Origin of the sequence: Bacillus sp. DE0042, assembly GCF_007680225.1 — a bacterium.
Lineage (GTDB): Bacteria > Bacillota > Bacilli > Bacillales > Bacillaceae_G > Bacillus_A > Bacillus_A wiedmannii.
The window spans coordinates 116199-141683 of the sequence record NZ_VEJP01000009.1; the positions used below are offsets into that span (position 1 = coordinate 116199).

Below are 25485 nucleotides of genomic sequence, written 5' to 3' on the forward strand. Positions count from 1 at the left end.
TTTATAAGGGGGATTTTACTATGTCACAACAAGTTACGATTTCATTTTCAGTAGTACCACAAGCGAAGAACAAAGATGTGTATTCTGTTGTTGATAAAGCAATTGAAGTTGTACAACAATCGGGAGTTCGTTATGAAGTAGGGGCAATGGAAACAACGCTGGAAGGAGAATTAGATGTACTTCTTGATGTCATTAAACGTGCGCAACAAGCTTGTGTAGATGCTGGAGCAGAAGAAGTGATTACTTCTATTAAAATCCATTATCGTCCAAGCACTGGTGTAACGATAGATGAAAAGGTTTGGAAGTACCGTGATGAATATGCAAAACCAGAAGCAATCTAAAATAATTACAACAATTTGGCTTATCCTTCTCATAGCGATATGGGAAGGATCTGTTTTATTATTTAAAATTGAACCGTGGATTTTACCGAAGCCTTCTGCCATTGTTCAAGAATTAATTGGAATGAAAGATTTACTATTACCGAATACGATGCAAACGTTACAAGAGGTTCTAATCGGACTGTTTTTTGCGATTTTAATTGGGACGAGTATTGCAATTATTATGGATGTTATCCCTTTATTTCGTATTTTAATAAATCCGTTGCTTGTTATTTCTCAAACGATTCCAATCGTTGTACTTGCACCGTTATTTATTATTTGGTTTGGATATGGAATGCTACCGAAAGTAATGGTAGTAATACTCGTTTGTTTCTTCCCGATTGCGCTTAGCATTTTAGAAGGTTTTCAAACGGTAGATAAAAATATGTTGAAGTTGTTGCAAACGATGAAGGCAACGAAATGGCAAGTTTACCAGAAAGTAAAGTTTCCAGCAGTGCTTCCATACTTTTTCTCTGGTTTAAAAATTGCAGTTACATATAGTGTAATGGGAGCAATTATTGGGGAATGGCTCGGTGCAAGCGAAGGATTAGGAGTTATGCTTACAAGGGCTACAAAATCCTTTTTAACAGCCCGAGTATTTGGTGTGGCAGCAATTATTGTTATGGTGACATTATGTCTGTATTTTATCGTGGAGTTTATGGCAAGAATAACAGCACCATGGATATATAGAAAGGACGGCAGAAAATGAAAAAAGGTTTAAAAGTTATGTTGGCTGCCTTATTAGCAGTAGGTGTGGCTGGATGTAATCCGGCGAAGAAAGAAGAAAGTGCAAGTAAAGATCAAAAAGTAAAAGTAGTATTAGATTGGTTTCCGAATACGAATCATACTGGCCTATATGTAGCGCAAGCGAAAGATTATTATAAAAAGAAAGGCCTAGATTTAGAAATTATTCAGCCTGGTGATAATGTGACAGCGGAGCAAATGATAGCTTCCGGAAAAGCCGACTTCGCAATAAGCGCACAAGAAAATGTAACGTTGGCTCGTGTGGAAGGTATTCCTGTTGTATCTGTAGGAGCAATCATCCAACATAATACTTCAGCTTTTGCATCACTTAAAAAAGATAATATGACGTCACCAAAAGATTTTGAAGGTAAACGTTACGGTGGCTGGGGAGGACCAGCAGAAGAAGCAACGTTAAAGACAATTATGGAGAAGCATCAAGCTGATTTTAATAAAGTTGAAAAAATCATCTTAGGACAAACAGATTTCTTTAAATCAATCGGTCGTGATGCAGACTTTGAATGGATATATTACGGATGGGATGGAATTGAAGCGAAGCGCCAAGGAAAAGAGTTAAATACGATTATGGTGAAAGACTTAGACCCAGCGCTTGATTTCTATAGCCCTGTTATTATTACGAGTGAAAAACATACGAAGCAAGATAAAGACTTTGTGAAAAAGTTTATGAGTGCAACGACAGAAGGTTATAATTTAGCAATTAAAGAACCGAAAGAAGCTGCTGATATTTTAATTAAAGCAGTTCCAGATGTGAATAAAGAATTAGTACAAGAAAGTCAAAAATGGTTAAGTACGAAGTATCAAGATGATGCAAAAGCGTGGGGAGTACAGAAGGAAGAAGTTTGGACGAATTACATGAATTTCTTATATGATAACAAAGTTATTAAGAAGAAAATTGATGTGAAAGATGCCTTTACAAATGAGTTCCTTCCAAGTGAAAAATGAGTGGATTACAAATAAAAGAGATTGTAAAAGCTTTTGATGGAAAGAATGTATTAGCAAATATTAGTGCTTCTATACGAGAGGGAGAGTTTGTTTCCTTTGTAGGACCGAGTGGTTGCGGGAAAAGCACATTATTAAATATGATTGCAAATGTTGAAAGCCCAACAAGTGGGAATGTAACGTATAAGGATAGGCACGTACAAGAGCAAGATGTTGTAAGTTATATGCCGCAGCAGGATTTATTACTACCTTGGCGATCAGCTTTGCAAAATATAGTTCTTCCATTGGAAATCGAAGGGAAACCGAAAAAACAAAGGCTGACAGAGGGAATGGAAGCATTAAAGCAATTTGAACTAGATGAATATGCAGACCATTATCCAGATGAATTGTCTGGTGGTATGCGTCAAAGAATTAGTTTTTTGCGCACATATTTATGTGAAAAGCCAATTATGCTACTTGATGAGCCTTTTGGAAAATTAGATGCCTTTACAAAAATGGAAGTACATAGCTGGCTTTTAAACTCTTGGCACCAAGAGAAGCAAACAATCGTTATGGTCACACATGACTTAGATGAGGCAATCTTGCTTTCGGATCGCGTATTTATTTTATCTCAAAGACCAGCCTCAATAGTTGGTGAGGTACAAGTGAAATTACCTAGGCCGAGAACGATGGATATGTTAACATCACTTGAGTTAAAAAAGGATAAGGAAGAAATTCTGAGAGTATTAGCCCCGTATATGAAAAAATAGAAAAAGCCTTTTAACAGTTTTTGGTATAATCGCTGTTAAGAGGCTTTTTTATATAGGGGGAGAAAGATGAAATCTATAGAGCAAATAGTTGATTCGTTAACAGCTGATAATCTTGAAGAAGGAAAGTCCTTATTAAAAAATCATATTTTATTGATGAAGTATGGTATGGAACATCATGAATTAAAAGAAGAGGAAATGACAGAAGTTTTAAAGTGGGTGCAAGGCCGGAATCAATTAAGAGAAGATGTTCCAGAATTACGCGATTTACATTTAGTTGAAAAATTTCAAGTGTTATTAGATGAATTTATTCATTCTATAATTTCAAATGGTTATGTGGAAGATGCGGTAGAAGTTTTAGAGAGTGTATTAAAAAGTATGGGAGCAGTCGCTCATATTGTAAAAATTATGTTTGTTGGCAAAAGAAAAGTTAATAGAAATTCTTTAGAAATGGTAGAAGAGTTAAAACGAGAGTGCTACAACTTAATGGAACAGCGTGCTGCTGTCGGGTTACATGCTCAAATCTTTCATGTTTTAGGTTTTGTTCATTCCATTCAGTTTGATTTAGAAGAAAGGTCGCAGGAACATGGACGAACTGTAATAGGCCTTTTAACGGATTTTAAGACGAAGGAATTGAAATCTGTACAACAATTTCAAAACGAAGAACATATTCCAGAAGTGAAAAATATGGTTAGTAAAGAGTATGGGGTAGAACTACAAAGAAGAATTTATATGTGGAAATCGTTAACGCTCATCTTTACAAGTCCATATGCATTAGAAAAGATGTATAAAGAAATTTACGCAGAAAATGAAAAAGCGGAGAAGGAACAAAAGAAAAAATAGAGAATAGAATATAACAGAGTAGTTTATACTCTTAATATAACAAATGTTAAAGGAGTGAAAGGATAAAATGACTTTATCAACTGTTCTTCAAATGGTTTTAGCTTGATGCGGGAGAAGTCTGCCCATTTTTAACGATTAAGCTAAATTGAAGACAGCAGGTAAAGAACCTTAATCCTTTTTTACGATAATATGTAATGGGTAAGGTGTATTCACCTTACCCATTTTTTATATATACAATTAAATAAGGCTTTATACTGTTGCTCTCTCTATTTAGCTTATGAACTATAAGTAGAGGAGAGAAAAAAATGAGTATATTAACAGTAGAAAATTTAAGTCATTCGTATGGTGAGAAAACCATTTTATATAATGCGTGTTTTCGACTATTAAAGGGCGAGCATGTTGGGTTAGTTGGGAAAAATGGAATTGGAAAATCAACATTGTTAAGGATTTTAACAGGAGAACTTATACATGATGACGGAAACATTGAATGGTTTCCACATGTGAAGATAGGTTTTTTACAGCAGCATATGGATTTACAAGAGGGGATAACAATTGAAGGATACTTACAAAGTGCATTTTCTAATTTGTATGGGATTGAATGCGAAATGTTAAAAATTGCTGAAGAAATGAATGGAGCAGGAGAAGTAGAAAAACTGTTAGTAAAGTATGGAGAATTACAAACTATATTGGAAAGCTCTAATTTCTATCAAATTCATACAGAAATTGAAGAAGTAGCAATCGGTTTAGGTTTATTTGAAATAGGGTTGAAAAAGGATGTTTCACAGTTAAGTGGAGGTCAGCGAACAAAGTTATTACTTGGGAAGCTCCTTTTAGAAAAAGCTGATGTTTTATTGCTAGATGAGCCAACAAACTATTTAGATACAGCCCATATAGAATGGTTGCAATCGTATTTGAGACTGTATGAAAAAGCTTATGTAATCATTTCACATGACGAAGTATTTTTGAACAGTATTACGAATGTTATTTATCATCTAGAAGAACGGAAAGTGAAGCGGTACGTAGGAAGTTATGAAAAATTTGTGCAAAGTTATCAATTGCAAAGGAAACAATTACAATCGGCGCATGCGAAACAACAAAAAGAAATTGCTCAGTTAGAAACATTTATTCAAAAAAATAAAATTCGAAAAGCAAAACAGGCCAAAAGTCGAGAGAAAGTATTGGAGAAAATGCAAAGGATTGAAAAGGTTAATCATGTACCTCGATCCCGTTTTGATTTCAATGTTTATGAGGCGCCAGTTAGTCGCATATTACAGGCTGAAAAATTAAGGATAGGATATAGTTCTCCGTTATTTCCAGAATTGAATTTGCAAGTAAAAAAAGGAGAAAAGATAGCGATTGTTGGTCATAATGGAATTGGAAAAACGACAATGTTAAAAACGTTATTAGGTCAAATAAAGCCGCTAAGCGGTTCAATTTCTGTTGGAGAACGAGTAAATCCTGCTTATTTTGCACAGGAAGAGTTTGCTTCAGAAACAACACCATTAGAAAGAGTTTGGGCAGAACGACCAGATATGACAAAGAAAGAAGTACGCCAAGCATTAGCAAAGTGTGGATTGAAAGAAGAACATGTATTAAAACCTATTCGTTTATTAAGCGGCGGGGAACAAACGAAAGTACGTTTATGTGAACTTATCGTAACGAAAAGCAATGTTTTAATTTTAGATGAACCGACTAATCATTTGGATATAGAAACAAAGAAGTCTTTGCAGGAAGCGTTACAACAATATAAAGGAACAGTTTTACTTGTCTCACATGAGCCTTCTTTCTATGAAGCATGGATAACAAAAGTATGGAATATAGAAGAATGGGACGCTGAACGATATGAATAAAGAAAAGGCATTAGCTTCTATAAGCTAATGCCTTTTCTTTGTGATTAACATGATTTTCGAGAACTCTTACATGAGAATTGTATGAAGAAGCACTCTTATGGTGCGCTTATAAGCGTGCTTTTTCTTATGTTATGTTTATATTTAGATGCCTTTCCCTAACAGGCGACTATCTTTCTTTATATATATATAGATAGTTTGAAATGGAATAAAAATAATTCCTATATGTAAAGGATAATGTGATTAGTATAGGAAGACAATAGAACTTAAAGGAAATTCATGTAAAATTCAGATGAACTTCACATGAACTTCATATTATAAACTAAATATAATTATAATAGGTTATTGTAATATTGATTTGTGATTTTTCATAAAATTAAAAGTTTGAATTTAGGATAGAGCACTCAAACCTAAATTCAAACTTTAGTGAAATAATTAATGGAGGTTACGTTTAGTTTTCGCTAATAGAAGCATTTAAAAGTTCGGTAGGATTGCCTGTTCCTGCCCCTCCGATTGTAATCGATCCACCAGGAGGAATTTCACCATTCCATCCTGCATTCGTAATTACGTAATGATTATTTATTTTACTACTAATTTTAGAATCCCAAACTTGTGTTAAATTGCCGTTATAATCAAATTCTAATTTCCAGTTTTTAATAGGGGTCGTTCCGCTATTTTTAATTACAATCGAGAAGTTGTAACCACTTCCCCAATTTGAAGTGACTGAAAAGGTAGCATTGCTATTTCCACCAGGAGGTGTTGTGTTAGCGTCATCTGTTTTTACAAGAATGGAAGTAGGCTGTGATTTATTCCCAGCAGCATCCTTTGCTAATACTGAAAAGGTGTATTCTGTATTAGGTTTTAAGTTTTTAATTGTAATACTATTTGTTGTTGTACTCCATTTCTCTTCTCCGGCAGTAATTTCATATTCATTAACTCCTACGTTATCAGTAGATGCAATCCAGTTTAATTGAACTGAGTTTGAATTTTTATTTGTAACAGCAATATTTTTTACGTTTGTTGGTGGTTCAGTATCTTTTTGAGTAATAGGTCCACCAAGTAATTCTTTTACTAGCGTATCAAGTAATTTTGGCCCACTACAACTATATTTTGGACTTGTACGGCAATCCCCGCTTAGTTCCCAAAACATTGCGCCACTTAAACCCTTTGTCTTTATATAGTCTGTTTTATATTTCATAGATTCGTTGTCATCATAGCTAATAAACGTGCCTGTAGTCGCATTATATAAATAAGGTACTTTCGCTACATCGTTCCAGTGGCGAACAAAACCATTTTTATTAACATAATTAGCTGCTAAATCACCATAATCGTACACACCTGTGTCACCGGTAGAATAATCATCCCAAGTACCTTTAGAAGCGAGCTTTCCGTCACTACCTGGTTTACAAGGTTGGTATTGCCCATTATTTTCTTTTCCGCAACTTTTCCATCCACGTCCGTAAAAAGGTACACCTAATACGAGTTTATCCGCTGGAACCCCTTCATTTGTATAAATGTCTATCGCACCATCTACGTAAAATTTCGTATCCGCCGCTGGGTCATTTGGATCTTTGTATAGTGCTGCATTATGGTTAGAAGTAGCTTCCCAGCCACCGTGGAAATCATATGTCATAATATTAATCCAATCCAGTATTTCAGAGATTTTCTTTAGCTCTGTATGATCCGCATAACGTTGGCTTGCACCTGACGCGATTGTTAGTAAATATTGTTTCCCATCTTCTGCAGTAGCTTTCGTTAATGCATTTCGAACATCTTGAAGGAGTAGGGTGAAGTTTTGTTTATCTTCAGGACGATAACTACCACCAGGAATCGTTTCAACACCTGGGTATTCCCAGTCTAAATCAACGCCGTCAAATCCATATTCGCGAAGAAAAGCTACTGTAGATTCAGCGAATACTTTTCTTGTTTTTTCATCAGCGGCCATATCAGAAAAACGGTTAGACCAAGTCCAGCCACCAACGGAAATAATTGTTTTTAAGTGAGGATACTTAGCTTTTAATCGTTTCAGTTCTCCGAAATTTCCACAACGGGCGTATTTATCACAATCTTCCCAAGTAGTACCTGATCCCGGATAAGATTTTGTGACATCAGCCCATGGTTCACCGAGTACGAGAGTGCCATTAGGAACCTCTTTATTTTGCAGTGGTACACCAGACTCTTTACAGTTCCACGTTTGTTTATTTGGATTATCGGGGTGAGTAGAAGGGTTTCCATGTTTTCCATTCCAGCAAATATCAGCGAAAGCATAGTTTAAATGAGTTAGCTTTGATGCATCAATGTCTGCAACTTGATAATTACGTCCGTAAATGCCCCATGAAGGAAAATACCCAACAATTTTTTGACCTTGCTTTGGTGAATCTGCTAATGCAATATTTGGAGTAATAAAGTTTGTGAGAAAAAGAGGTAAGAAGAGTAGTAGGGATAGTAATAGCAGTGTGAATTTTTTTGAGCTCATAGTCATTTCTCCTTTCAAAATAAAAGATATATTTAAAGGCATGCGCCAATAAATCAAAGTGAATCTAGACGTATGAAACGTCTAGATAAAAATGATAAGACATCACGAAGTCTATACAAGGGAGCTGGGGGTGATTAAATCGTAGCAAATGTAAGATTTAGTGTAAACGCTTTATTTGATTCGCAAAGATTTTCTCAATATGAAATGGCTCTAATACAGACTACACATGAAAATAAAATATTGATTAGGGAGGAAAAGGCTCCTTGTAATTAAATTTGAGAAAAAATTGCATAAAGTCAATTTGTAATAGCGTAGCAAGATGAGAAAATATCATGTAAAATAATAGTAAAAATATGTAAAGGAGCGAATGGTGTGGATGTCTTTTTGAACATTGCTGAAGAAAAAATTCGACAAGCAATACGGAATGGAGACCTTGATCATATTCCGGGAAAAGGAAAACCACTACAATTAGAAGACCTTTCAATGGTACCTTCAGAACTTAGAATGAGTTATAAAATCTTAAAAAATGCGGGTATGATTCCAACAGAAATGGAACTACAAAAAGATATATTAAAAATAGAAGACTTAATTGCGTGCTGTTATGATGAAGTAGAGAAAAAAGAATTACAAGAAGAGTTAACAGCAAAAACGCTGCGTTTTCAGCAGGTAATGGAAAAGAGAAAGATTAAAGATAGTTCAGCTTTTCGTATGTATCAGGATAAAGTATTTCGTAAATTACGCTAAGAGGGATAAGATGAATACATTTGAAACGATAGAAGAATTAGCGACATATATTGAAGGACAACAATTAGTACTGCTGTTTATTAAAACGGAAAATTGTGGTGTTTGTGATGTTATGCTAAGAAAATTAAATTGCGTATTAGAGAATTATGATTACGTAGAGAAAGTAGAAATATTACTACAAGACATGCAAGAGATCGCGGGGCGATATGCAGTATTTACAGGACCAACAGTTTTATTATTTTATAATGGAAAAGAGATCCTTCGTGAATCACGCTTTATTTCACTTGAAAATCTAGAAAGAACCATTCAATTATTCGAAGATTAAGGGAGGTTTTTATATGGAATTTATTATTGTCATACTATTATTTGTTGTAGTTGGAACAATTGTAACAGCAGTTCGATCGAACAAAAAGAAGGTAAATCTTACGAAACAAAATAACATTCATAATTCATCTAACAACTCATCACCATTATTTTTCTTTGCTGGATCTGATAATGATAGCTCGCATGGAGGTTCACATGATTGTGGAGGATCTTTCGGTGGAGATAGCGGAGGCAGCTGCGATGGTGGCGGAGGTGGCGGTGATTGATGAAAATGCGCCTTATATAGGCGTATTTCTTTTTAAACAAACGTTTGATTAGTTGGCTTACATATGCATAACAACAGTTAAACAAACGTTTGATTAATATTTTTAACGTACTAAGGGGAATAGAAATGAAAAGGGAACCGAAAGTGAAAAATAAGGGGAAAGTAGTGTTATTTTTATTAGCTGCAGGAGGCGTATTTCTTATTAAATTAGGATTTAAAATTGGAATAATACATATGATTCGAACGTGGTTTGAAAGTACGTTTTCTTAAATAAGGAATATAGCCTCTTGCGATAGAGGTTTTTTATTTGTTATTATTAGACTGAACGGTCGGTTTAAAGAGGTGTAAATATGAGAAGAAGTGCAGAAGAGATAAAGAAAGAAATTGCATATAAAGCAGAAAGTCTGTTTTCACAGAAGGGCTATGCAGCTACATCTATGGAAGAGATTTGTGAAATTACAGAGCGAAGTAAAGGAAGCATTTATTATCACTTTAAAAGTAAAGAAGAATTATTTTTATTTGTAGTGAAACAGCATACGTATGATTGGCTTGAAAAATGGAATGAAAAAGAGAAGTTGTATAGTACGAATATTGAAAAACTATATGGTCTCGCGGAATATCATGTCGAGGACATACAGCAACCAATTTCAAATGCAATAGAGGAATTCTCTATGAGCCAAGTTGTAAGTAAAGAGATTTTGGATGAACTATTGGCTCTAACTAGAGAATCATATGTTATGTTTGAGAAACTAATTGAAGCAGGCATACAGTCTGGAGAGTTTCGTGAAGATAATACGCGCGACCTTATGTATATTGTGAATGGATTATTATCAGGGCTTGGAGTACTTTACTACGAGTTAGATTATAAAGAGCTGCAACGTATTTATAAAAAGGCAATAGATGTATTGTTAAAAGGAATGGCAGCTGAATAATAAGTCAGTTGCTTTTCTTAAAAAACGAATTAGACCGAACGGTCGGTTTATGAAAGGGGAATGAAAATGAACGCTTTATTTAAAAACCGAGCATTTATGCTCGTTATGGCATCTGATATTTTACAACAATTTGCAATTTGGATCAGAAATATGGCTCTTTTATATTTCATAATGGAGCGAATGAATAATGATCCAGTTTCAGTTTCGTTGTTATCGGTTATGGAATATGCACCTATTTTTATTTTCTCATTTATCGGTGGTGCACTAGCTGATCGCTGGAATCCGAAAAGAACGATGGTTGCTGGAGACGTATTAAGCGTACTGTCTATTATAGGAATTGTCTTGTTGTTAAAGTTAGATTATTGGCAGGCTATATTTTTTGCAACACTCATTTCCGCGATTGTAGGTCAGTTTTCTCAGCCATCATCTTCGCGTATATTTAAGCGCTACGTAAAAGAAGAGCAGGTAGCAAATGCGATTGCATTTAACCAAACATTACAGTCATTATTTCTGATTTTTGGGCCAGTAGTAGGATCGCTTGTGTACACACAACTTGGTTTATTTACGTCACTATATAGCTTAATCATTTTATTTTTGTTATCAGCTATTGCTCTTTCGTTTTTACCAAAATGGGTGGAACAAGAGCAAGTGGCGAGAGATTCATTAAAAAATGATATAAAAGAAGGGTGGAAATACGTTCTTCATACGAAAAATTTACGTATGATTACGATCACTTTCACCATTATGGGCTTAGCTGTTGGACTAACGAATCCATTAGAAGTGTTTCTTGTAATAGAACGGCTTGGAATGGAAAAGGAAGCAGTTCAATATTTAGCCGCAGCTGATGGGATAGGTATGTTAATCGGTGGTATTGTTGCTGCAGTTTTCGCTTCAAAAGTGAACCCGAAAAAGATGTTTGTATTCGGTATGAGCATATTAGCAATGTCATTTTTAGTAGAAGGGCTATCTACATCATTTTGGATTACTAGTTTCATGAGGTTTGGAACAGGTATTTGTTTAGCTTGTGTTAATATCGTTGTCGGTACGCTTATGATTCAACTTGTACCAGAAAATATGATTGGAAGAGTAAATGGAACAATTTTACCACTGTTTATGGGGGCAATGTTAATCGGAACTTCACTAGCTGGAGGATTGAAGGAGATGACCTCACTAGTTACTGTATTTTGTATAGCAATGGCACTTATTTTATTTGCGATAGGGCCAGTTCTACGCATGCAAATAAATAAAGAAGATGTCGCTAATAAAGAGGAACTAACAAATTCGTTAGCTTCGAAATAATCATTGTAAGGGAGCAGGATTGCTCCCTTTTCTTGTGGCAATCTTTTGACAATGACATGCCCCAACTATATACTGGTAATGTAAAAACAATTTTACAGGTTAGGAGAAATGTTGTGAAAAATCAAATCTATGAATTACGCACTGAGAACAATATTTCACAAGGTGCATTGGCTGATAAGTGTAAAGTTTCTAGACAGACGATAAATGCAATTGAGAATAATAAATATGATCCAAGCTTAGCGTTAGCATTCCGTTTAGCTGAAGTATTAGGAACAACTGTTGATAAACTATTTTTGTACAAGTTGTAGGGGGAGTAGTTGTTGGGGAAAGAGAAAATAAGCCTTGTAGTTACGGCATTAGTAGCTATAAGTACGTTAGTGTTTGCACTTTATTATTGGTTAACTGAACTTCAAGTAAACTGGTATGCACTATTTATTTGTAGCATCACATTACATTATATGTTTAAAAGTTTGGCATCGCATAATGTGGAAGGGGCAACGGAGGAGAAAGAAGATGTAGAAAAACATGTATTAAAAACAAGTGCAAATGTTACGTATTATGTACTTGTTGTATTAATTTTTAGTTTGTTTTTCGCATCGGTAGGTTTTAATAAATGGATTGATTTTCATAACATACCGCTTTTGTTTGCGTTATGCGCTGCGATAGTTGTAAAGCCGGCTGTAGAATTTTTAATTGTAAGACGTTATCGCTAAAACTAAAGAAAAGATCCTCTTCTCATGAGAAGAGGATCTTTTTCTTATAGCGTTTTAGTTTTTGGACTAGGTGGTGTAACGGATGTATCATTTTCGGGAACTCTAGTTAGTAAGAATCCACCGATAACGAACAGCACAATAATACTAAGGACACCAGCGTTGGTTTTTCCTGTTAATTGCGTTGTAACACCGACTAATACTGGACCCATAATTGCCGCGAATTTACCAAAGATATTATAAAATCCGAAGAATTCATTTGCAGATTCTTTTGGTACTAGTTTAGCAAAATAGGAACGACTAAGTGCTTGAATACCACCTTGAGAAGTGGCAACTAACATTGCTAAAATCCAGAAATCGAGTGTCGTTTTTAAGAAATAAGCATATATGCAGATAATGATATAAATAATAATACCGACGTATAGCATTTTTTTACCTGTAAATGTTTCTGATAATTTTCCGTATAATAAGGCGAATGGACAAGCTACAATTTGTGTGACAAATAAGATGACTAATAGATTCGTTGCACTAATACCGAGATCTGTTCCGTAAGCGGTAGACATAGTAATAATTGTATCGACCCCGTCAATGTAGAAGAAGTAAGCGATTAGGAACATAAATACAGTTTTATATTCTTTAATATTTTTAAAAGTATCAGCAAGGCGTTTGAAGCTCATTGCAATTGGTCTAGGGTGACGTTCAATATAGTGCGTTTGCTCTACGTTTTTTAGCATTGGAATTGTAAATAATCCCCACCAAAGAGCTGTTATTGCGAATGAAATTTGACTGGCAATGCCGACTGATAAAGGGATAGTGCCTTTTTGAGCAAGAATAATAAGAGCGATACAACCGATGAAAGGAATAGTACTCCCAATATAGCCTAATGCAAAGCCTCGTGTAGAAATTCGGTCCATTCTATCTTTAGAGGTAACATCTACTAAAAATGCATCATAAAAAATGTTTGCTCCCGCAAAACCGACTAATGCGAGCATATAGCAGCCTAATAATAAGTACCACTGAGACGTTGGGACGACTGCTAGCATACTTGTAAATACGATACCGAGTCCAAAGAAGAATGTGAAAAATCGTTTTTTAAATCCTTTATAATCAGCAACTGTGCCGAGAATAGGAGCAAGTATAGAAATTAAAAGTGTAGCGAAAGAGTTCGCATATCCCCAATATGCCGTTGAAGTTGCACCAGATAGTCCGGCTTCTTTTGCAGCTGCTTTAAAGTAAATTGGAAATAATGCAGTGGTAATGACGAGCGAATATACCGAATTCGCCCAATCGTATAATATCCAGCTTTTTTCTTGTCTGGACATTTTTTTCATATAATGTTCCCCCTTAAATTTGTTCTACTAACAGTGTACAAAAATAAAAATTATAAAAAGAGAAACAGTGATGATTTTTACATAACTTTTACATATATACACAGTTCTTTACAATTGAAGTAAATCCTCTACAATTGATCCGTCTGTTTCACCTAAGTGTAAACCGAGTAGTCTAGCGATAGTTGGACCTTCATCAATAAGTCTCATATACGGAATGGTAACGCCGCTTTTTATCCCTTTCCCAGCAGCGATAAAAATTGTTTCATAGTTAGGTTTTGTTGGAGAGTATCCATGCGTACCAAATGTATATTTTTTACTAGGCGTAACATCTTTTTCAGTAATTTTTTTTATAAAATCGCCTGTATAGTTTTCAGTGAAATAATATCCTTCTTGTGCTTCCAACATAAATAAACAATTACCATCTGCACCGCAGTCTTTTGCAGCCTCATCATGAAGCATAAATTCAATACCGTTTTGTTTATTTTGAAGTAACTCTTCAAGTAGTAGTTGTATTTTTCGAATTGTATCCGTATCATTTTTGTCCTTCACATATACATAGGCTGAGCCGTCGCAACTTTGGCAATAGACCTTCCAGTCTACTAATTTTCCTTTTGAATTTATAGATATAAGCCCTTTTTGATGAAATAGTACATTTAATTGAATGGCTTTGTTTTCACTTAAAGCGCTATGATCACCGAGAGCGATAATTGTACTTTCTTCGTATAGGTCACTGTTTTTTAAAGCTTGAATAATTTTTCCTAGCCGTTCATCATGTCTATGGATAGCAGCTATTGTTTCGTTAGATTCAAAGCCGTGATAGTGTCTTTGAGTGTCTAAATCGGTGAAATGTACAAACATGACATTAGGCTTCTTCGTCTGGATTGTATGCACAGCAGAAGCAAGTACGAAATCATCGAGTTCAGGCTGTGATAAGCCATTTCTTATATGACCAAAACGCTGATTCAAATTTAATTGATATAGCGGGCTACCGCTAAATAATGAAACTAAAATTTGATTTTGCCACGGTCTATTTGGAAAAATTTCAGGTAAATTGTAATCAATATTTGCTCTGCCGGTAACAGGCCATAGAAGGGCAGCTGTCGTTAAATTTGCTTTATGTGCTTCATCGTATAACGTTGTTCCTTTAATGGATTTTCGGTACCAATGCCAATCTGGTGACTCGCGTCCAGGTTGAAGTAACGTATTGCTAACTACGCCATGTTTATTAGGGTAGTTTCCAGTAACGATTGTTGAGTGACTTGGATATGTTACAGAAGGATAAATAGGTTCCACTTTTCTCGCCATCGCGCCCTTGTTTATTAATGTTTGAAAATTAGGGAGTTTTTGTAATATAGGAAAATCTAAAGCTGATAAGCAATCGAAAGATAAAATAATGACGTGATTTGTTAATGCTTTATCCATAAAGTTCCCTCCTGATTATATAAAACCTATTCTTATATATTACTATTAATACCTAGTAATAAAAATATATTTCTAGGTAAAAATTTATTATTTATTTTCAGAAAAATTAAACATATAATTAAGTATAAGGGAATGAATGGAAGGAGGGAATACTATGGATTGGCTAGATGGATTTAGTATCTTTTACATCATTGGCGGAATTACGATTATCCTTGTATTTGCTATTTCGTATTTACTAAAGAAACGGTTTCCAAACAAACAGTTCGATATTATATTTGCACTTAGTTTAATACTTCTGTGTTTAGCATCCTTTCCGGTTACGATGATGGTGATTGGTGGATGGGAAGGAATGGGATATGGATTTATTGGTTTCTTCGTTCTACTTGGTACACTTATCGGTATGATTGCACATCAACTGGTAAAAATCTCGCGAAAAAGCTACGTATAAAACTGCAGAAAATGAAAAGAATATATAAAAATGAGAAAATTAGCTATTGTTTAAAAAAAGAATTTGTATTATGATAATCAACAAATTTATTTCGTTATAACGATGAAAAAGGACTAGTACATGTTCAACCTTTTTAGCAGAGAGAGAATCCGCCAGGCTGAAAGATTCTTAAAAAGGCGATATGGAACCTACCTTTGCGTTCTGCATATGCAGCGGGAATTTCCCGTTATCAAAAAGAGAGCATGCACAATTTTTTGTGCATGAATCAGGGTGGTAACGCCGGCAAAGCTCGGTCCCTATTTAGGGACGCGGGCTTTTTTGTATTTTCAAAAGGAGGAAGATTGACTATGGCAAAAGAACAAGTACAGGCGATTACGAAGATGGAAGAGGATTTTGCACAGTGGTACACAGATATTGTAAAAAAAGCAGAACTTGTTGATTATTCAAGTGTAAAAGGGTGTATGATTCTACGCCCGTACGGTTATGCCTTATGGGAAAATATGCAGAAAGTTATGGATGAAAAGTTAAAAGCAACTGGTCATGAAAATGTATATATGCCAATGTTTATTCCAGAAAGTTTATTGCAAAAAGAGAAGGATCATGTAGAAGGATTTGCTCCTGAAGTAGCATGGGTGACACATGGCGGGGATGAAAAATTAGCGGAGAGACTTTGTATACGGCCTACATCTGAAACTTTATTCTGTGAGCATTTTTCAAAAATTGTGCAATCCTATAATGATTTGCCAAAGCTATATAATCAGTGGTGTTCAGTAGTTCGTTGGGAGAAAACAACGAGACCATTCCTTCGTACAACGGAATTCTTATGGCAAGAGGGTCATACAATTCATGAAACAGCAGAAGAATCGCAAGCTGAAACGTTACATATTTTAAATCTATATGCTTCTTTCTGTGAAGATTACTTAGCGATACCAGTAATTAAAGGGCAAAAAACAGAAAAAGAAAAGTTTGCAGGAGCAAAGGCAACTTATACGATCGAAAGTTTAATGCATGATGGGAAAGCACTTCAAACAGGAACATCCCATAACTTTGGAACGAATTTCTCTGAAGCATTTGATATTAAATTTTTAGATCGCAACGGTAAGTGGCAATATGTACACCAAACATCTTGGGGTGTATCAACAAGAATGATAGGTGGACTTATTATGGTTCATAGCGATAATAATGGTCTTGTAATGCCTCCTAAAGTCGCACCAGTACAAGTTGTTATTGTGCCGATTGCTCAGCATAAAGAAGGAGTTTTAGCGAAAGCAACAGAGTTACAAGAACATATTCAAAAGGTTGCACGAGTAAAAATAGATGCTAGTAATAAAACACCAGGCTGGAAATTTAATGAGTATGAAATGAAGGGCATTCCAATTCGATTAGAAGTTGGTCCTAAAGATATTGAAAAGAATCAAGTTGTACTTGTTAGAAGAGATACGAAAGAAAAAGAATTTATATCAATGGATCAATTAGAAAAACGTATTCCAGCACTACTTGAGGAAATTCATAATTCTTTATTTAATAAAGCAAAAGTATTTCGCGATGAGAATACGTATAGTGCGACGAATTTCGAAGAGATGAAAAAAGTAGCTGATGAAAAGCAAGGATTTATTAAGGCAATGTGGTGCGGAGAATTAGCTTGTGAAGAGAAACTAAAAGAAGAAGTTGGAGTATCTTCTCGCTGTATGCCTTTTGAGCAAGAGCATTTAGCTGACCAATGTATTTGTTGTGGTAAAGAAGCTAAACAAATGGTGTATTGGGGAAAAGCGTATTAATGCTTTTTTGATAGATGATAAAAAGGACTTTGGGCTGCATAATAAAATGCAATCCAAAGTCCTTTTTAGTTTTGCAATTTGTTTCATGTATGTTTTAGATGGAAGGATGTGTTTTTATTTTGCGTTTTTACGGCGAATAAATAGTAACATACCGATTAGGAATGTTGAAAGTCCCATTAAAATAGATGCAGGATAATGCGTTGCCGTATTAGGTAACTTATCGCCTTCTTTTTTCACATTATCTTTTACATTACCACCTTGGGATCCGTTGCCACCTTGAGAACTGCTATCGCTTTTAACGCGGTTGCCGCCTTGAGAGCCATTACCACCTTGAGAACTGCTATCGCCTTTAACACGGTTACCACCTTGAGAACCGTTGCCACCAGAACCGTTGCCACCAGAACCGTTGCCACCAGAACCGTTGCCACCAGAACCACTGCCGCCAGAACCGCTACCACCAGAACCGTTGCCACCAGAACCGTTGCCACCAGAACCGCTGCCGCCAGAACCGTTACCACCGGAGCCATTGCCACCAGAGCCATTGCCACCAGAACCACTGCCACCAGAACCGTTGCCGCCGGAGCCATTGCCATCAGAACCATTGCCGCCGGAGCCATTGCCACCAGAGCCATTGCCACCAGAACCACTGCCACCAGAACCGTTGCCGCCGGAGCCATTGCCATCAGAACCATTGCCGCCGGAGCCATTGCCACCAGAGCCATTGCCACCAGAACCACTGCCGCCAGAACCGTTGCCATCAGAACCGTTACCACCAGAACCATTGCCACCAGAACCGTTACCACCGGAACCGTTGCCGCCAGAGCCATTGCCACCAGAACCGTTGCCGCCAGAACCACTGCCACCAGAACCGTTGCCACCAGAACCGTTGCCGCCAGAACCACTGCCATCAGAACCGTTGCCACCAGAACCGTTGCCACCAGAACCGTTGCCGCCAGAACCGTTGCCACCAGAGCCACTGCCATCAGAACTGTTACCACCAGAGCCACTGCCATCAGAACTGTTACCACCGGAACCATTACCACCAGAACCACTGCCATCAGAACCATTGCCACCAGAACCACTATCGTCCTGAGAACCACTGTTTCCTGGTGGCTTATTATTATCTTTTGAGTTGCCTTCTGCTAAATGATTGTTATTTTGTACAATTGCGTTTGCTGCTGGAGAGAAGTTTTCCGTTGCTGCATTACCGATATTTAAACCGCTAAAAAAAGATAAAGAGAGTGTTGATGCTAAAATGAAGATTTTCGTCATTGTTTTCCTCCTAAGAAATTAATATTCCATCTAAAATACATCCCTTTGTAATATTTCTTAGGAAAAAGAGTTTTATGCAAAAAAAACTATATATAGAAAAAGGTGGTGTGTTTTTGAAGAGAGAAAAGAGTTAATGTAAACTCTTTATCCCGCTATTTGACGGGTAGTAAGATTCCCACCTGAAAATTCAGCGAAAGCAAAGAATTTAGGTGGGGGATGAACAAAACCCCACTGATTAAAGTTTCACTTTATAAATAGTGGAGCAGTGAGAATTTTACACTCATTACAGTAGAGGAAGTGACAGCAGATGAAAGAATATATTGCATTTGATATTGGTGGTACACAAATTAAATATGGAATTGTTTCAGAAACAGGGACAGTACTAAAGCATAAAACAGTTTCAACAGAAATTCATTTGGGTGGGGAACAAATCATTCAAAAACTTATTCTTCTATCCCGAAAATTAATGAATGAACATACAATTTCGGGAATTGGCATTAGTACTACGGGAATTGTTAATATTCATAAAGGAGTTGTAACGGGAGGGGTGGAGCATATTCCGAACTACGCGACTATTCCTATTATTGATAGATTGCAAGAGGTATTACAAGTTCCTGTATCCGTTGAAAATGATGTGAATTGTGCAGCTTTGGGTGAGAAGTGGAAAGGTATTGGAAACGGAAAAAGAAATTTTATTATGCTTACTCTTGGAACTGGTATTGGAGGAGCGATTTTTATAGATGGAGAGTTATACAGAGGACATTCTTTTAGTGCTGGTGAATGGGGAAATATGTTAATAGAAGGAAAGCCGTTTGAAGGGGTCGCTTCCATTTCAGGGTTAATTCGTCTTGTGCGAAAATATAAAGGTGAAAGTGATTGGAATGGAAAAACGATTTTCGAACTGTATGATAAAGGAGATAGAGAAGTTACACAAGCGGTTGAGGTTTTCTTTAAACATTTAGCGATTGGAATTAGTAACCTTGCTTATATTTTTAATCCAGAAATGATTGTTATAGGTGGAGGAATTACTGGTAGGGGAAATCAGTTCTTAAAAGAAGTAAAAAGAGAAGTAGAAAAATATTTAAATAAAGAGATTTATAATAATTGTGAGATTGAACTTGCACAAAACGGAAATTGTGCAGGAATGGTTGGTGCTATTTACCACTTCTTACATTAGCATAAATAAGTTATATGAATGTTTTCATATAACTGAGAATTTATCCTTTTTATCACTAGGTAAATAATGCTACAATATAAGGGAAGAATACAATATTTTCCGATTTGGAAAATGCTTTGTAGAAAGGAAGAAACTTCATGCCTATTATTTTAGAAAAAGGTCAAAAGATCGATTTAACGAAAGGACAACCAAAAGTAGCAAAACTACAGGTTGGCTTAGGCTGGGATCCAATTGGACAATCAGGTGGGTTTCTGTCTTCATTATTTGGAAGTAAACCAAGTGTAGATTGTGATGCATCTGTTGTTATGTTAGAAGGGGATCGCTTTTTAAACAAAAACGATTTAGTTTACTTCGGAAACAAACTTTCTACTTGTGGTAGTATTATTCATTCAGGAGATAATTTAACAGGTGAAGGCGCTGGTGACGACGAAACAATTTTCGTAGAATTACATAAAGTTCCGAGCCGTATTAATCGTTTAGTATTCGTTGTAAATATTTATGACTGTGTAAATCGTCGTCAAGATTTCGGGATGATTCGTAATGCATATATTCGTATTCAAAACCCGCAAACTGGTGAAGAATTAGCACGCTATAATTTATCGGATAATTATGCTGGCAAAACGACTCTAATTGCAGGTGAAATGTATCGCCACGGAAGTGAATGGAAGTTTTCAGCTGTTGGAGAAGGCACACAAGATAAAAACTTAAGTGAGATTGTATCACGTTATCAATAAAATAAACCGAGGAGGAATTGAATATGGCATCAATTTCATTGAAAAAAGGACAAAAGGTAGACTTAACAAAAACAAATCCAGGTCTTTCAAAAGTTCTTGTAGGACTTGGTTGGGATACGAATCGTTATGACGGACAAAACGATTTCGATTTAGATGTTAGTATTTTCTTAGTAGGTGCTAACGGTAAAGTTTCAGGTGCAGAGGATTTCGTCTTTTATAATAATCCAAAAGGTGCGAATGGTGCTGTCGAGCATTTAGGAGATAACCGAACTGGCGAAGGTGAAGGCGATGACGAATCGATTAAAGTAGATTTAAAAAATGTACCTGCGCATATCGAGCGTATTTGTTTCTCAATCACAATTTACGATGGAGAAGGTCGTAGCCAAAACTTCGGACAAGTTTCTAACTCTTTCGTACGTATTTTAGATGAAGAAAAGAATGCAGAGTTAATTCGTTACGATTTAGGAGAAGATTTCTCTATTGAAACAGCTGTTGTAGTAGGGGAATTATACCGTCATGCAGGTGACTGGAAGTTCAATGCAATCGGAAGTGGATTCCAGGGCGGATTAGCGTCTCTATGTAATAATTTCGGTTTAGATGTAGAGTAATAGATTTTATATATCCATCGGTGAAACATATGTTTACTGATGGGTATATTTTTTAAGATATAAAATATAGAGGTGAATGTAAATGGTTATTCAATTGCAAAAAGGACAGAAGATTGATTTAGGTAAGACAAGCCCTGGCTTAACAAAAACAGTAATTGGTCTTGGATGGGATATTAAATCTTATGACGGTGGATCAGATTTCGATTTAGATGCATCAGCATTCCTATTAGATGCGAATGGAAAATGTACGAAGGAAACTGATTTTATTTTCTATAATAATTTACAGTCTCCTTGTGAATCTGTTCTACATACAGGAGATAACCGCACAGGTGAAGGTGAAGGCGATGATGAACAACTTGTTGTAGACTTGAAGAAAGTTCCGGCAGATGTGCACAGAATTGCTATTACAGTTACAATTTATGATGGAGAAGGCCGTAATCAAAACTTTGGACAAGTTGGAAATGCATTCGTTCGTTTAGCAAATGAAGAAACGAATGAAGAAGTTCTTCGTTTTGATTTAGGGGAAGATTTCTCCATCGAAACAGCAGTTGTCTTTTGTGAATTATACCGTCATAATGGACAGTGGAAGTTTAATGCAGTAGGAAGCGGTTTCCAAGGTGGATTAGGTGCGCTTGTAAGAGCGTATGGCTTGGATGCATAAGAAGGGAAACGATATTCGTTTCCTTTTTTTGACCTTTCTATAAATCTAGCAAAGAATAGGGGATAAAGGTAAGATGAGTATTTTGCAAGGAATCCTTGATACGTATGCTCAGTTTTTCGACTTGGACATGTGGATTAGAGTGTTGCAAGATCCAGTATCTTGGGGATTAATAGGTACACTTGTTGTACTTGAAGGGTTGTTATCTGCTGATAACGCACTTGTATTAGCGGTAATGGTAAAGCACCTTCCGGAAGAAAAGCGTAAAAAAGCATTATTCTATGGACTTATTGGAGCTTATGTATTCCGTTTTATTGCGATTGGAATTGGAATGTTCTTAATTAAATTAGCGTGGGTAAAAGTGTTAGGTGCACTTTACTTAGCTTGGCTTTCGGTTAAATACTTCATTGACAAAAGAAAAGGTAACGCAGAAGAAGAGGAAGCTCATGGTATGAACCAAAACAGTATTCTCTTCAGAATGTTTGGTGTCTTTTGGGGAACAGTTGCGATGGTTGAATTAATGGATATCGCGTTCTCTGTAGATAGCGTACTTGCTGCATTTGGTGTATCAAATCAAGTTTGGATTCTATTATTAGGCGGAATGCTTGGTATTTTAATGATGCGCGGTATCGCTGGCGTATTCTTAAAATTGTTAGAGCGTATTCCAGAACTTGAAACGACAGCATATATTTTAATCTTAATTATTGCAGCAAAAATGTTATTGTCTGTTATTCATATTGAAGTAAGCCATACGCTATTCTTTATTATTTTAGTTGTAGCATTTGGAGCAACGTTTATACTTCACTACATGAAGAATTCTGGACAAGCTAAAGAAGAAGTTGCAGCTACTAAAAATAATCATAAATAATTGAAATGGGTTTGCTCGTTATGCGAGCGCCCATTTTTTATAACTAAAAATAGTTTATAATAGAAGAGAGACTTTATAAAAAAAGTAAATGTTTTTGGAGGTGAACTGTTGTGTTTTCACGTTTTACACTTCAACCATGTGCATTAAAAGACGAATCAGATTTAAAGCAATTTGAAGCGCTTTTAGAAAAACGCCCACAATATGAACTGACAGAGAATGAGATGAAGTTTAGTTATATAGCAACTCGTATTCTTGGTGTTCCTAATGATGTAGATGAATATTTCAATGAGCTATTTGATTATAGTGAAGTAAAAGGGATTGTGGTTTTGCATGAACAAAATTTAAATAAGGTGATTGATCCCGAAAAACTGCGCCATATTCAAGAGGTTTTTACATTACATCAAGAAGCACCGAATGGCCTTACAGTAAATAGGCTTGTCGCCCATCTGTCTGGAAAACAACTATTACCACAAGTAGACAATCCTGACTTACAGCATTATATACATACGACGTTTATTTCTGTATTGAAATTGTATGAAAAACAACATAACCAATCATTAAAAACAGAAGGATTCCGTCGTTTCTTAATCGATATGATTAAGTTAAGTGACAATTACGTAGCGAAGTGGTTCTCTACGATTAATTATAAGAAACAAATGCCGCGCATTATTTGGTACGGTGATGCACAGGAAAGCCGTATATATTTCTTATACTTTCTTATTATGCTCGGTTGCGATGTACTTTATTATCACCCAGAAGGAAAAGATGGATTTGAGAATGTTGATGAGGAAGGAAGAAGTTTTGTTGTGTCTCATCCAGGTCGGATTTCTCTTGAGCCATTTCCAGATCGCCGCCGTGAGCGAGTTGCGACAGTAGCGTATCAGGCTTCAAAAGAAATTGAACAAGTACTTCACCATGATAACTCACTGCTGTACAAGCCATGGCAATTTCGTTCCTATACGCCTGTAGCTCGTACGCTCAAAACAACGTATGATGAACTCTTTTTAATTACGAAAGAAAAGGCATTTGTGCGTCCAACATTCTTTGTTGAAAATAAACACATTTATATCCCTTCTTTATTTGCGAAAATATCAGGTGTTTCAAAAAATGATAAAGAGTATTTTCAGCGATTAAAGGCTGTTACATCATTTGATAACAGTTTATTAATTAATACATTCCCGTTTACGAAAGAACAAAAAGCAAATTTCCAATATCATTACCGAGATGCTTTAGACCGCGGTGGGAAATTACATCCAGATTTAATTATGAACAGTCATTGGTGGCCACATAAACGTTTGCCAGAAGGATTGCAGCATGGTATTGCAGAGGCGATCATCCATACGTGCGAAAGTGAAATGTGTAAACCCATTGCGAAAGAGACGAAACAAGATGTAGCACTGTATGTTTTCGCACAGCTTTCTCAAATACCACCGAACATTTTAGAGCAACTTGAGAAATTTGATTACTCGCAAGAAGTACCTAAAATTGTTATATTTAATAATGAGAAGAGCGGAGAATTAAGCCGTTCTGATGCTGTTTTATTACTATTTTTAAATCAAATAGGAGTAGATGTATTCCACTTCAATCCAACGGGACGAAATGATATTGAACCGTATATTGATGCAGCAGCATTTGATTCACATTGGCTTGAAGAAGTTAATTTCGATCTTGAGTTTCATGGTTCATCAGCCTATAAAAATTTATCACAAACAATAAAAGGACTATTTCGTCCATTTTTATAAGGAAAGGGAGAATAACATATGAATAACCCAGTCGTACTAGATTCGAAAACAGAATTAAATGAGCAAACAGCACAAGATGTTCGCTTGCAACTTAGACAAGATGCGGATGTACAACGTATTTATAATGCAGTAGATATTAAAGATCAGTTAGAATTAATCGAGCTTGGAAAAGAACCATCTATGGAAATTTCACGTTTCGCTGATCAAATTTTACATACAATGTCTTTATCAAAAATAGAAGACTCCGGAGAATTATTAAAACAGCTTGGTAAAATTATGGACAGATTCGATAGCAAAGACTTTGCGGAAGAGAAAAGCGGTTTCTTCTCACGTATGTTCAAAAAAGCTGATAAAATGATTGAACAGATCTTTAGTAAGTACCAAACAATGGGTCGCGAAATGGATAAAGTATACGTAGAAATTACAAAGTATCAAGATGAAATGAAAAAATCAATCGGTACGTTAGATGGTTTATATGAGCAAAATTTAAAATATTATTTAGACTTAGAAAAGTATGTAGTAGCAGGAGAAATGTTATTAGAGCGTTTAAATACAGAGTTGGTTCCAATGTACGAAGAGCGCGTACGCAACAATGACCAATTAGCAGGTATTGAATTAGAGTCACTTAAAAACTCTGTTGAAATTTTAGAACAGCGTATTGATGATTTAGAAAAAGCACGTATGGTTGCGTTACTTACAGCACCACAAATTCGTATGATTCAACGTGGTAATAATAAATTAATTGGTAAAATCAATACAGCATTTATTACAACGATTCCTATCTTTAAAAATGGTATTATTCAAGCGGTAAATGCGAAACGTCAAAAGCTTGTTGCAGATTCTATGGCTGAACTTGATCGCCGCACAAATGAATTACTTAAGAAAAATGCACAAAATATCGCAACGCAAAGTGTGGAAGTAGCGAGATTATCAGGTTCTTCTAGTATTAAGATGGAAACACTTGAGGAAACTTGGAACATTATTTCAAGAGGTATGCAAGAAACACAACAAATTGAAGAGCAAAATAAACGTGAGCGTGAAGAAAGCCGCAAGCGTATGGCTACGTTAACAGAGAACATAAAAAAAGAATTACAAGGATAAAGTGAAACTTTAATCAGTAGGGACATCTCCCGCAAATAGTGAAATAAATGAAAAGGCAATGAGGAATAATCCTCATTGCCTT

Annotated in this window: 27 protein-coding genes and 1 other annotated feature; of the genes, 23 read left to right on the forward strand and 4 right to left on the reverse strand. The window is 35.8% G+C overall.

The features are described 5' to 3' along the window. Nucleotides 1-20: 20 nt before the first annotated feature. The 6 genes from FS802_RS26305 to FS802_RS26330 all read left to right on the forward strand — a co-directional run bounded on the left by FS802_RS26305 (nucleotide 21) and on the right by FS802_RS26330 (nucleotide 5517). Complete coding sequence (locus tag FS802_RS26305) at nucleotides 21-341, forward strand: MTH1187 family thiamine-binding protein (RefSeq protein ID WP_000082898.1); 321 nt, start codon at nucleotides 21-23, stop codon at nucleotides 339-341. Then, on the forward strand, nucleotides 313-1086 hold the full coding sequence (locus tag FS802_RS26310; protein WP_141542814.1) for an ABC transporter permease: 774 nt from the start codon (nucleotides 313-315) through the stop codon (nucleotides 1084-1086). Before FS802_RS26305 ends, FS802_RS26310 begins: the two co-directional genes overlap by 29 nt. Further along, complete coding sequence (locus FS802_RS26315) at nucleotides 1083-2081, forward strand: ABC transporter substrate-binding protein (RefSeq protein ID WP_098653558.1); 999 nt, start codon at nucleotides 1083-1085, stop codon at nucleotides 2079-2081. The genes FS802_RS26310 and FS802_RS26315 overlap by 4 nt, the downstream gene beginning before the upstream one ends. Next, nucleotides 2078-2827, forward strand: coding sequence for an ABC transporter ATP-binding protein (locus FS802_RS26320; RefSeq protein WP_000016075.1), 750 nt, complete (start codon nucleotides 2078-2080; stop codon nucleotides 2825-2827). The genes FS802_RS26315 and FS802_RS26320 overlap by 4 nt, the downstream gene beginning before the upstream one ends. Nucleotides 2828-2893: 66 nt before the next feature. After that, nucleotides 2894-3667 (forward strand): hypothetical protein, encoded by a 774-nt coding sequence (locus FS802_RS26325; protein WP_098653559.1) that lies wholly within the window; start codon nucleotides 2894-2896, stop codon nucleotides 3665-3667. Between the two features lie 305 nt (nucleotides 3668-3972). Further along, on the forward strand, nucleotides 3973-5517 hold the full coding sequence (locus tag FS802_RS26330; protein WP_098653560.1) for an ABC-F family ATP-binding cassette domain-containing protein: 1545 nt from the start codon (nucleotides 3973-3975) through the stop codon (nucleotides 5515-5517). 448 nt (nucleotides 5518-5965) lie between these two features. Here the strand turns inward: FS802_RS26330 and FS802_RS26335 are convergent, their stop codons facing one another. Beyond that, entirely contained in the window at nucleotides 5966-7990 is a 2025-nt protein-coding gene (locus FS802_RS26335) for a glycosyl hydrolase family 18 protein (RefSeq protein ID WP_098653561.1), read from the reverse strand. 372 nt (nucleotides 7991-8362) lie between these two features. Between FS802_RS26335 and FS802_RS26340 the strand changes: the two genes are divergently transcribed. From FS802_RS26340 to FS802_RS26375, 8 genes are all read left to right on the forward strand, one after another. Continuing rightward, nucleotides 8363-8734 carry a DnaJ family domain-containing protein gene (locus FS802_RS26340; RefSeq protein WP_098653562.1) on the forward strand — a complete coding sequence of 124 codons (372 nt, stop codon included), beginning with the start codon at nucleotides 8363-8365 and terminating at the stop codon, nucleotides 8732-8734. A 10-nt stretch (nucleotides 8735-8744) separates the two neighbouring features. Then, nucleotides 8745-9059 carry a thioredoxin family protein gene (locus FS802_RS26345; protein ID WP_098653563.1) on the forward strand — a complete coding sequence of 105 codons (315 nt, stop codon included), beginning with the start codon at nucleotides 8745-8747 and terminating at the stop codon, nucleotides 9057-9059. A gap of 13 nt (nucleotides 9060-9072) precedes the next feature. Beyond that, nucleotides 9073-9324, forward strand: coding sequence for a hypothetical protein (locus FS802_RS26350; protein ID WP_000394367.1), 252 nt, complete (start codon nucleotides 9073-9075; stop codon nucleotides 9322-9324). A gap of 125 nt (nucleotides 9325-9449) precedes the next feature. Then, a complete protein-coding gene (locus FS802_RS26355; RefSeq protein ID WP_000817980.1) occupies nucleotides 9450-9593 on the forward strand; it encodes a hypothetical protein in 144 nt (47 codons plus the stop codon). Between the two features lie 80 nt (nucleotides 9594-9673). Then, nucleotides 9674-10255, forward strand: a complete 582-nt coding sequence (locus FS802_RS26360; RefSeq protein ID WP_098653565.1) for a TetR/AcrR family transcriptional regulator — start codon at nucleotides 9674-9676, stop codon at nucleotides 10253-10255. Between the two features lie 66 nt (nucleotides 10256-10321). Next, nucleotides 10322-11554, forward strand: coding sequence for an MFS transporter (locus tag FS802_RS26365; RefSeq protein ID WP_144525591.1), 1233 nt, complete (start codon nucleotides 10322-10324; stop codon nucleotides 11552-11554). Nucleotides 11555-11610: 56 nt separating this feature from the next. Next, on the forward strand, nucleotides 11611-11862 hold the full coding sequence (locus tag FS802_RS26370) for a helix-turn-helix transcriptional regulator (protein WP_098653596.1): 252 nt from the start codon (nucleotides 11611-11613) through the stop codon (nucleotides 11860-11862). 12 nt (nucleotides 11863-11874) lie between these two features. Further along, complete coding sequence (locus FS802_RS26375) at nucleotides 11875-12267, forward strand: hypothetical protein (protein WP_098653567.1); 393 nt, start codon at nucleotides 11875-11877, stop codon at nucleotides 12265-12267. A gap of 44 nt (nucleotides 12268-12311) precedes the next feature. Here the strand turns inward: FS802_RS26375 and FS802_RS26380 are convergent, their stop codons facing one another. Then, the gene (locus FS802_RS26380; RefSeq protein WP_098653568.1) at nucleotides 12312-13595 is read right to left on the reverse strand and encodes an MFS transporter; all 1284 of its coding nucleotides are present in this window, start codon (nucleotides 13593-13595) and stop codon (nucleotides 12312-12314) included. 108 nt (nucleotides 13596-13703) lie between these two features. Beyond that, complete coding sequence (locus tag FS802_RS26385) at nucleotides 13704-15017, reverse strand: alkaline phosphatase family protein (RefSeq protein WP_098708049.1); 1314 nt, start codon at nucleotides 15015-15017, stop codon at nucleotides 13704-13706. 154 nt (nucleotides 15018-15171) lie between these two features. On the opposite strand from FS802_RS26385, the gene FS802_RS26390 reads away from it, so the two are divergent. Together FS802_RS26390 and proS are read left to right on the forward strand one after the other, a co-directional pair. Beyond that, nucleotides 15172-15465: a YesK-like family protein gene (locus tag FS802_RS26390; RefSeq protein ID WP_000383868.1), complete on the forward strand. Its 294-nt coding sequence runs from the start codon at nucleotides 15172-15174 to the stop codon at nucleotides 15463-15465. A 93-nt stretch (nucleotides 15466-15558) separates the two neighbouring features. Beyond that, nucleotides 15559-15766 (forward strand) — a binding site (T-box leader). Between the two features lie 46 nt (nucleotides 15767-15812). Continuing rightward, nucleotides 15813-17243, forward strand: a complete 1431-nt coding sequence (gene proS, locus FS802_RS26395; protein WP_001040946.1) for a proline--tRNA ligase — start codon at nucleotides 15813-15815, stop codon at nucleotides 17241-17243. A gap of 114 nt (nucleotides 17244-17357) precedes the next feature. Here the strand turns inward: proS and FS802_RS26400 are convergent, their stop codons facing one another. Continuing rightward, nucleotides 17358-18515: a cell wall anchor protein gene (locus tag FS802_RS26400; RefSeq protein WP_144525593.1), complete on the reverse strand. Its 1158-nt coding sequence runs from the start codon at nucleotides 18513-18515 to the stop codon at nucleotides 17358-17360. Nucleotides 18516-18822: 307 nt separating this feature from the next. Here FS802_RS26400 and FS802_RS26405 point away from each other — a divergent pair, with 307 nt between their 5' ends. The 7 genes from FS802_RS26405 (at nucleotide 18823) to FS802_RS26435 (ending at nucleotide 25403) form a co-directional block, all read left to right on the forward strand. Beyond that, nucleotides 18823-19692: an ROK family protein gene (locus FS802_RS26405; protein WP_098653571.1), complete on the forward strand. Its 870-nt coding sequence runs from the start codon at nucleotides 18823-18825 to the stop codon at nucleotides 19690-19692. 137 nt (nucleotides 19693-19829) lie between these two features. After that, complete coding sequence (locus FS802_RS26410) at nucleotides 19830-20426, forward strand: TerD family protein (protein WP_064477237.1); 597 nt, start codon at nucleotides 19830-19832, stop codon at nucleotides 20424-20426. Nucleotides 20427-20449: 23 nt separating this feature from the next. Then, nucleotides 20450-21034, forward strand: a complete 585-nt coding sequence (locus FS802_RS26415; RefSeq protein ID WP_000146727.1) for a TerD family protein — start codon at nucleotides 20450-20452, stop codon at nucleotides 21032-21034. 82 nt (nucleotides 21035-21116) lie between these two features. Next, a complete protein-coding gene (locus FS802_RS26420) occupies nucleotides 21117-21695 on the forward strand; it encodes a TerD family protein (protein ID WP_098653572.1) in 579 nt (192 codons plus the stop codon). 73 nt (nucleotides 21696-21768) lie between these two features. Then, nucleotides 21769-22560: a TerC family protein gene (locus FS802_RS26425; protein ID WP_064477238.1), complete on the forward strand. Its 792-nt coding sequence runs from the start codon at nucleotides 21769-21771 to the stop codon at nucleotides 22558-22560. A 110-nt stretch (nucleotides 22561-22670) separates the two neighbouring features. Further along, a complete protein-coding gene (locus tag FS802_RS26430) occupies nucleotides 22671-24302 on the forward strand; it encodes a YceG family protein (protein ID WP_098653573.1) in 1632 nt (543 codons plus the stop codon). Between the two features lie 18 nt (nucleotides 24303-24320). Next, nucleotides 24321-25403 (forward strand): toxic anion resistance protein, encoded by a 1083-nt coding sequence (locus FS802_RS26435; RefSeq protein ID WP_098707308.1) that lies wholly within the window; start codon nucleotides 24321-24323, stop codon nucleotides 25401-25403. The last annotated feature ends 82 nt before the right edge of the window (nucleotides 25404-25485 follow it).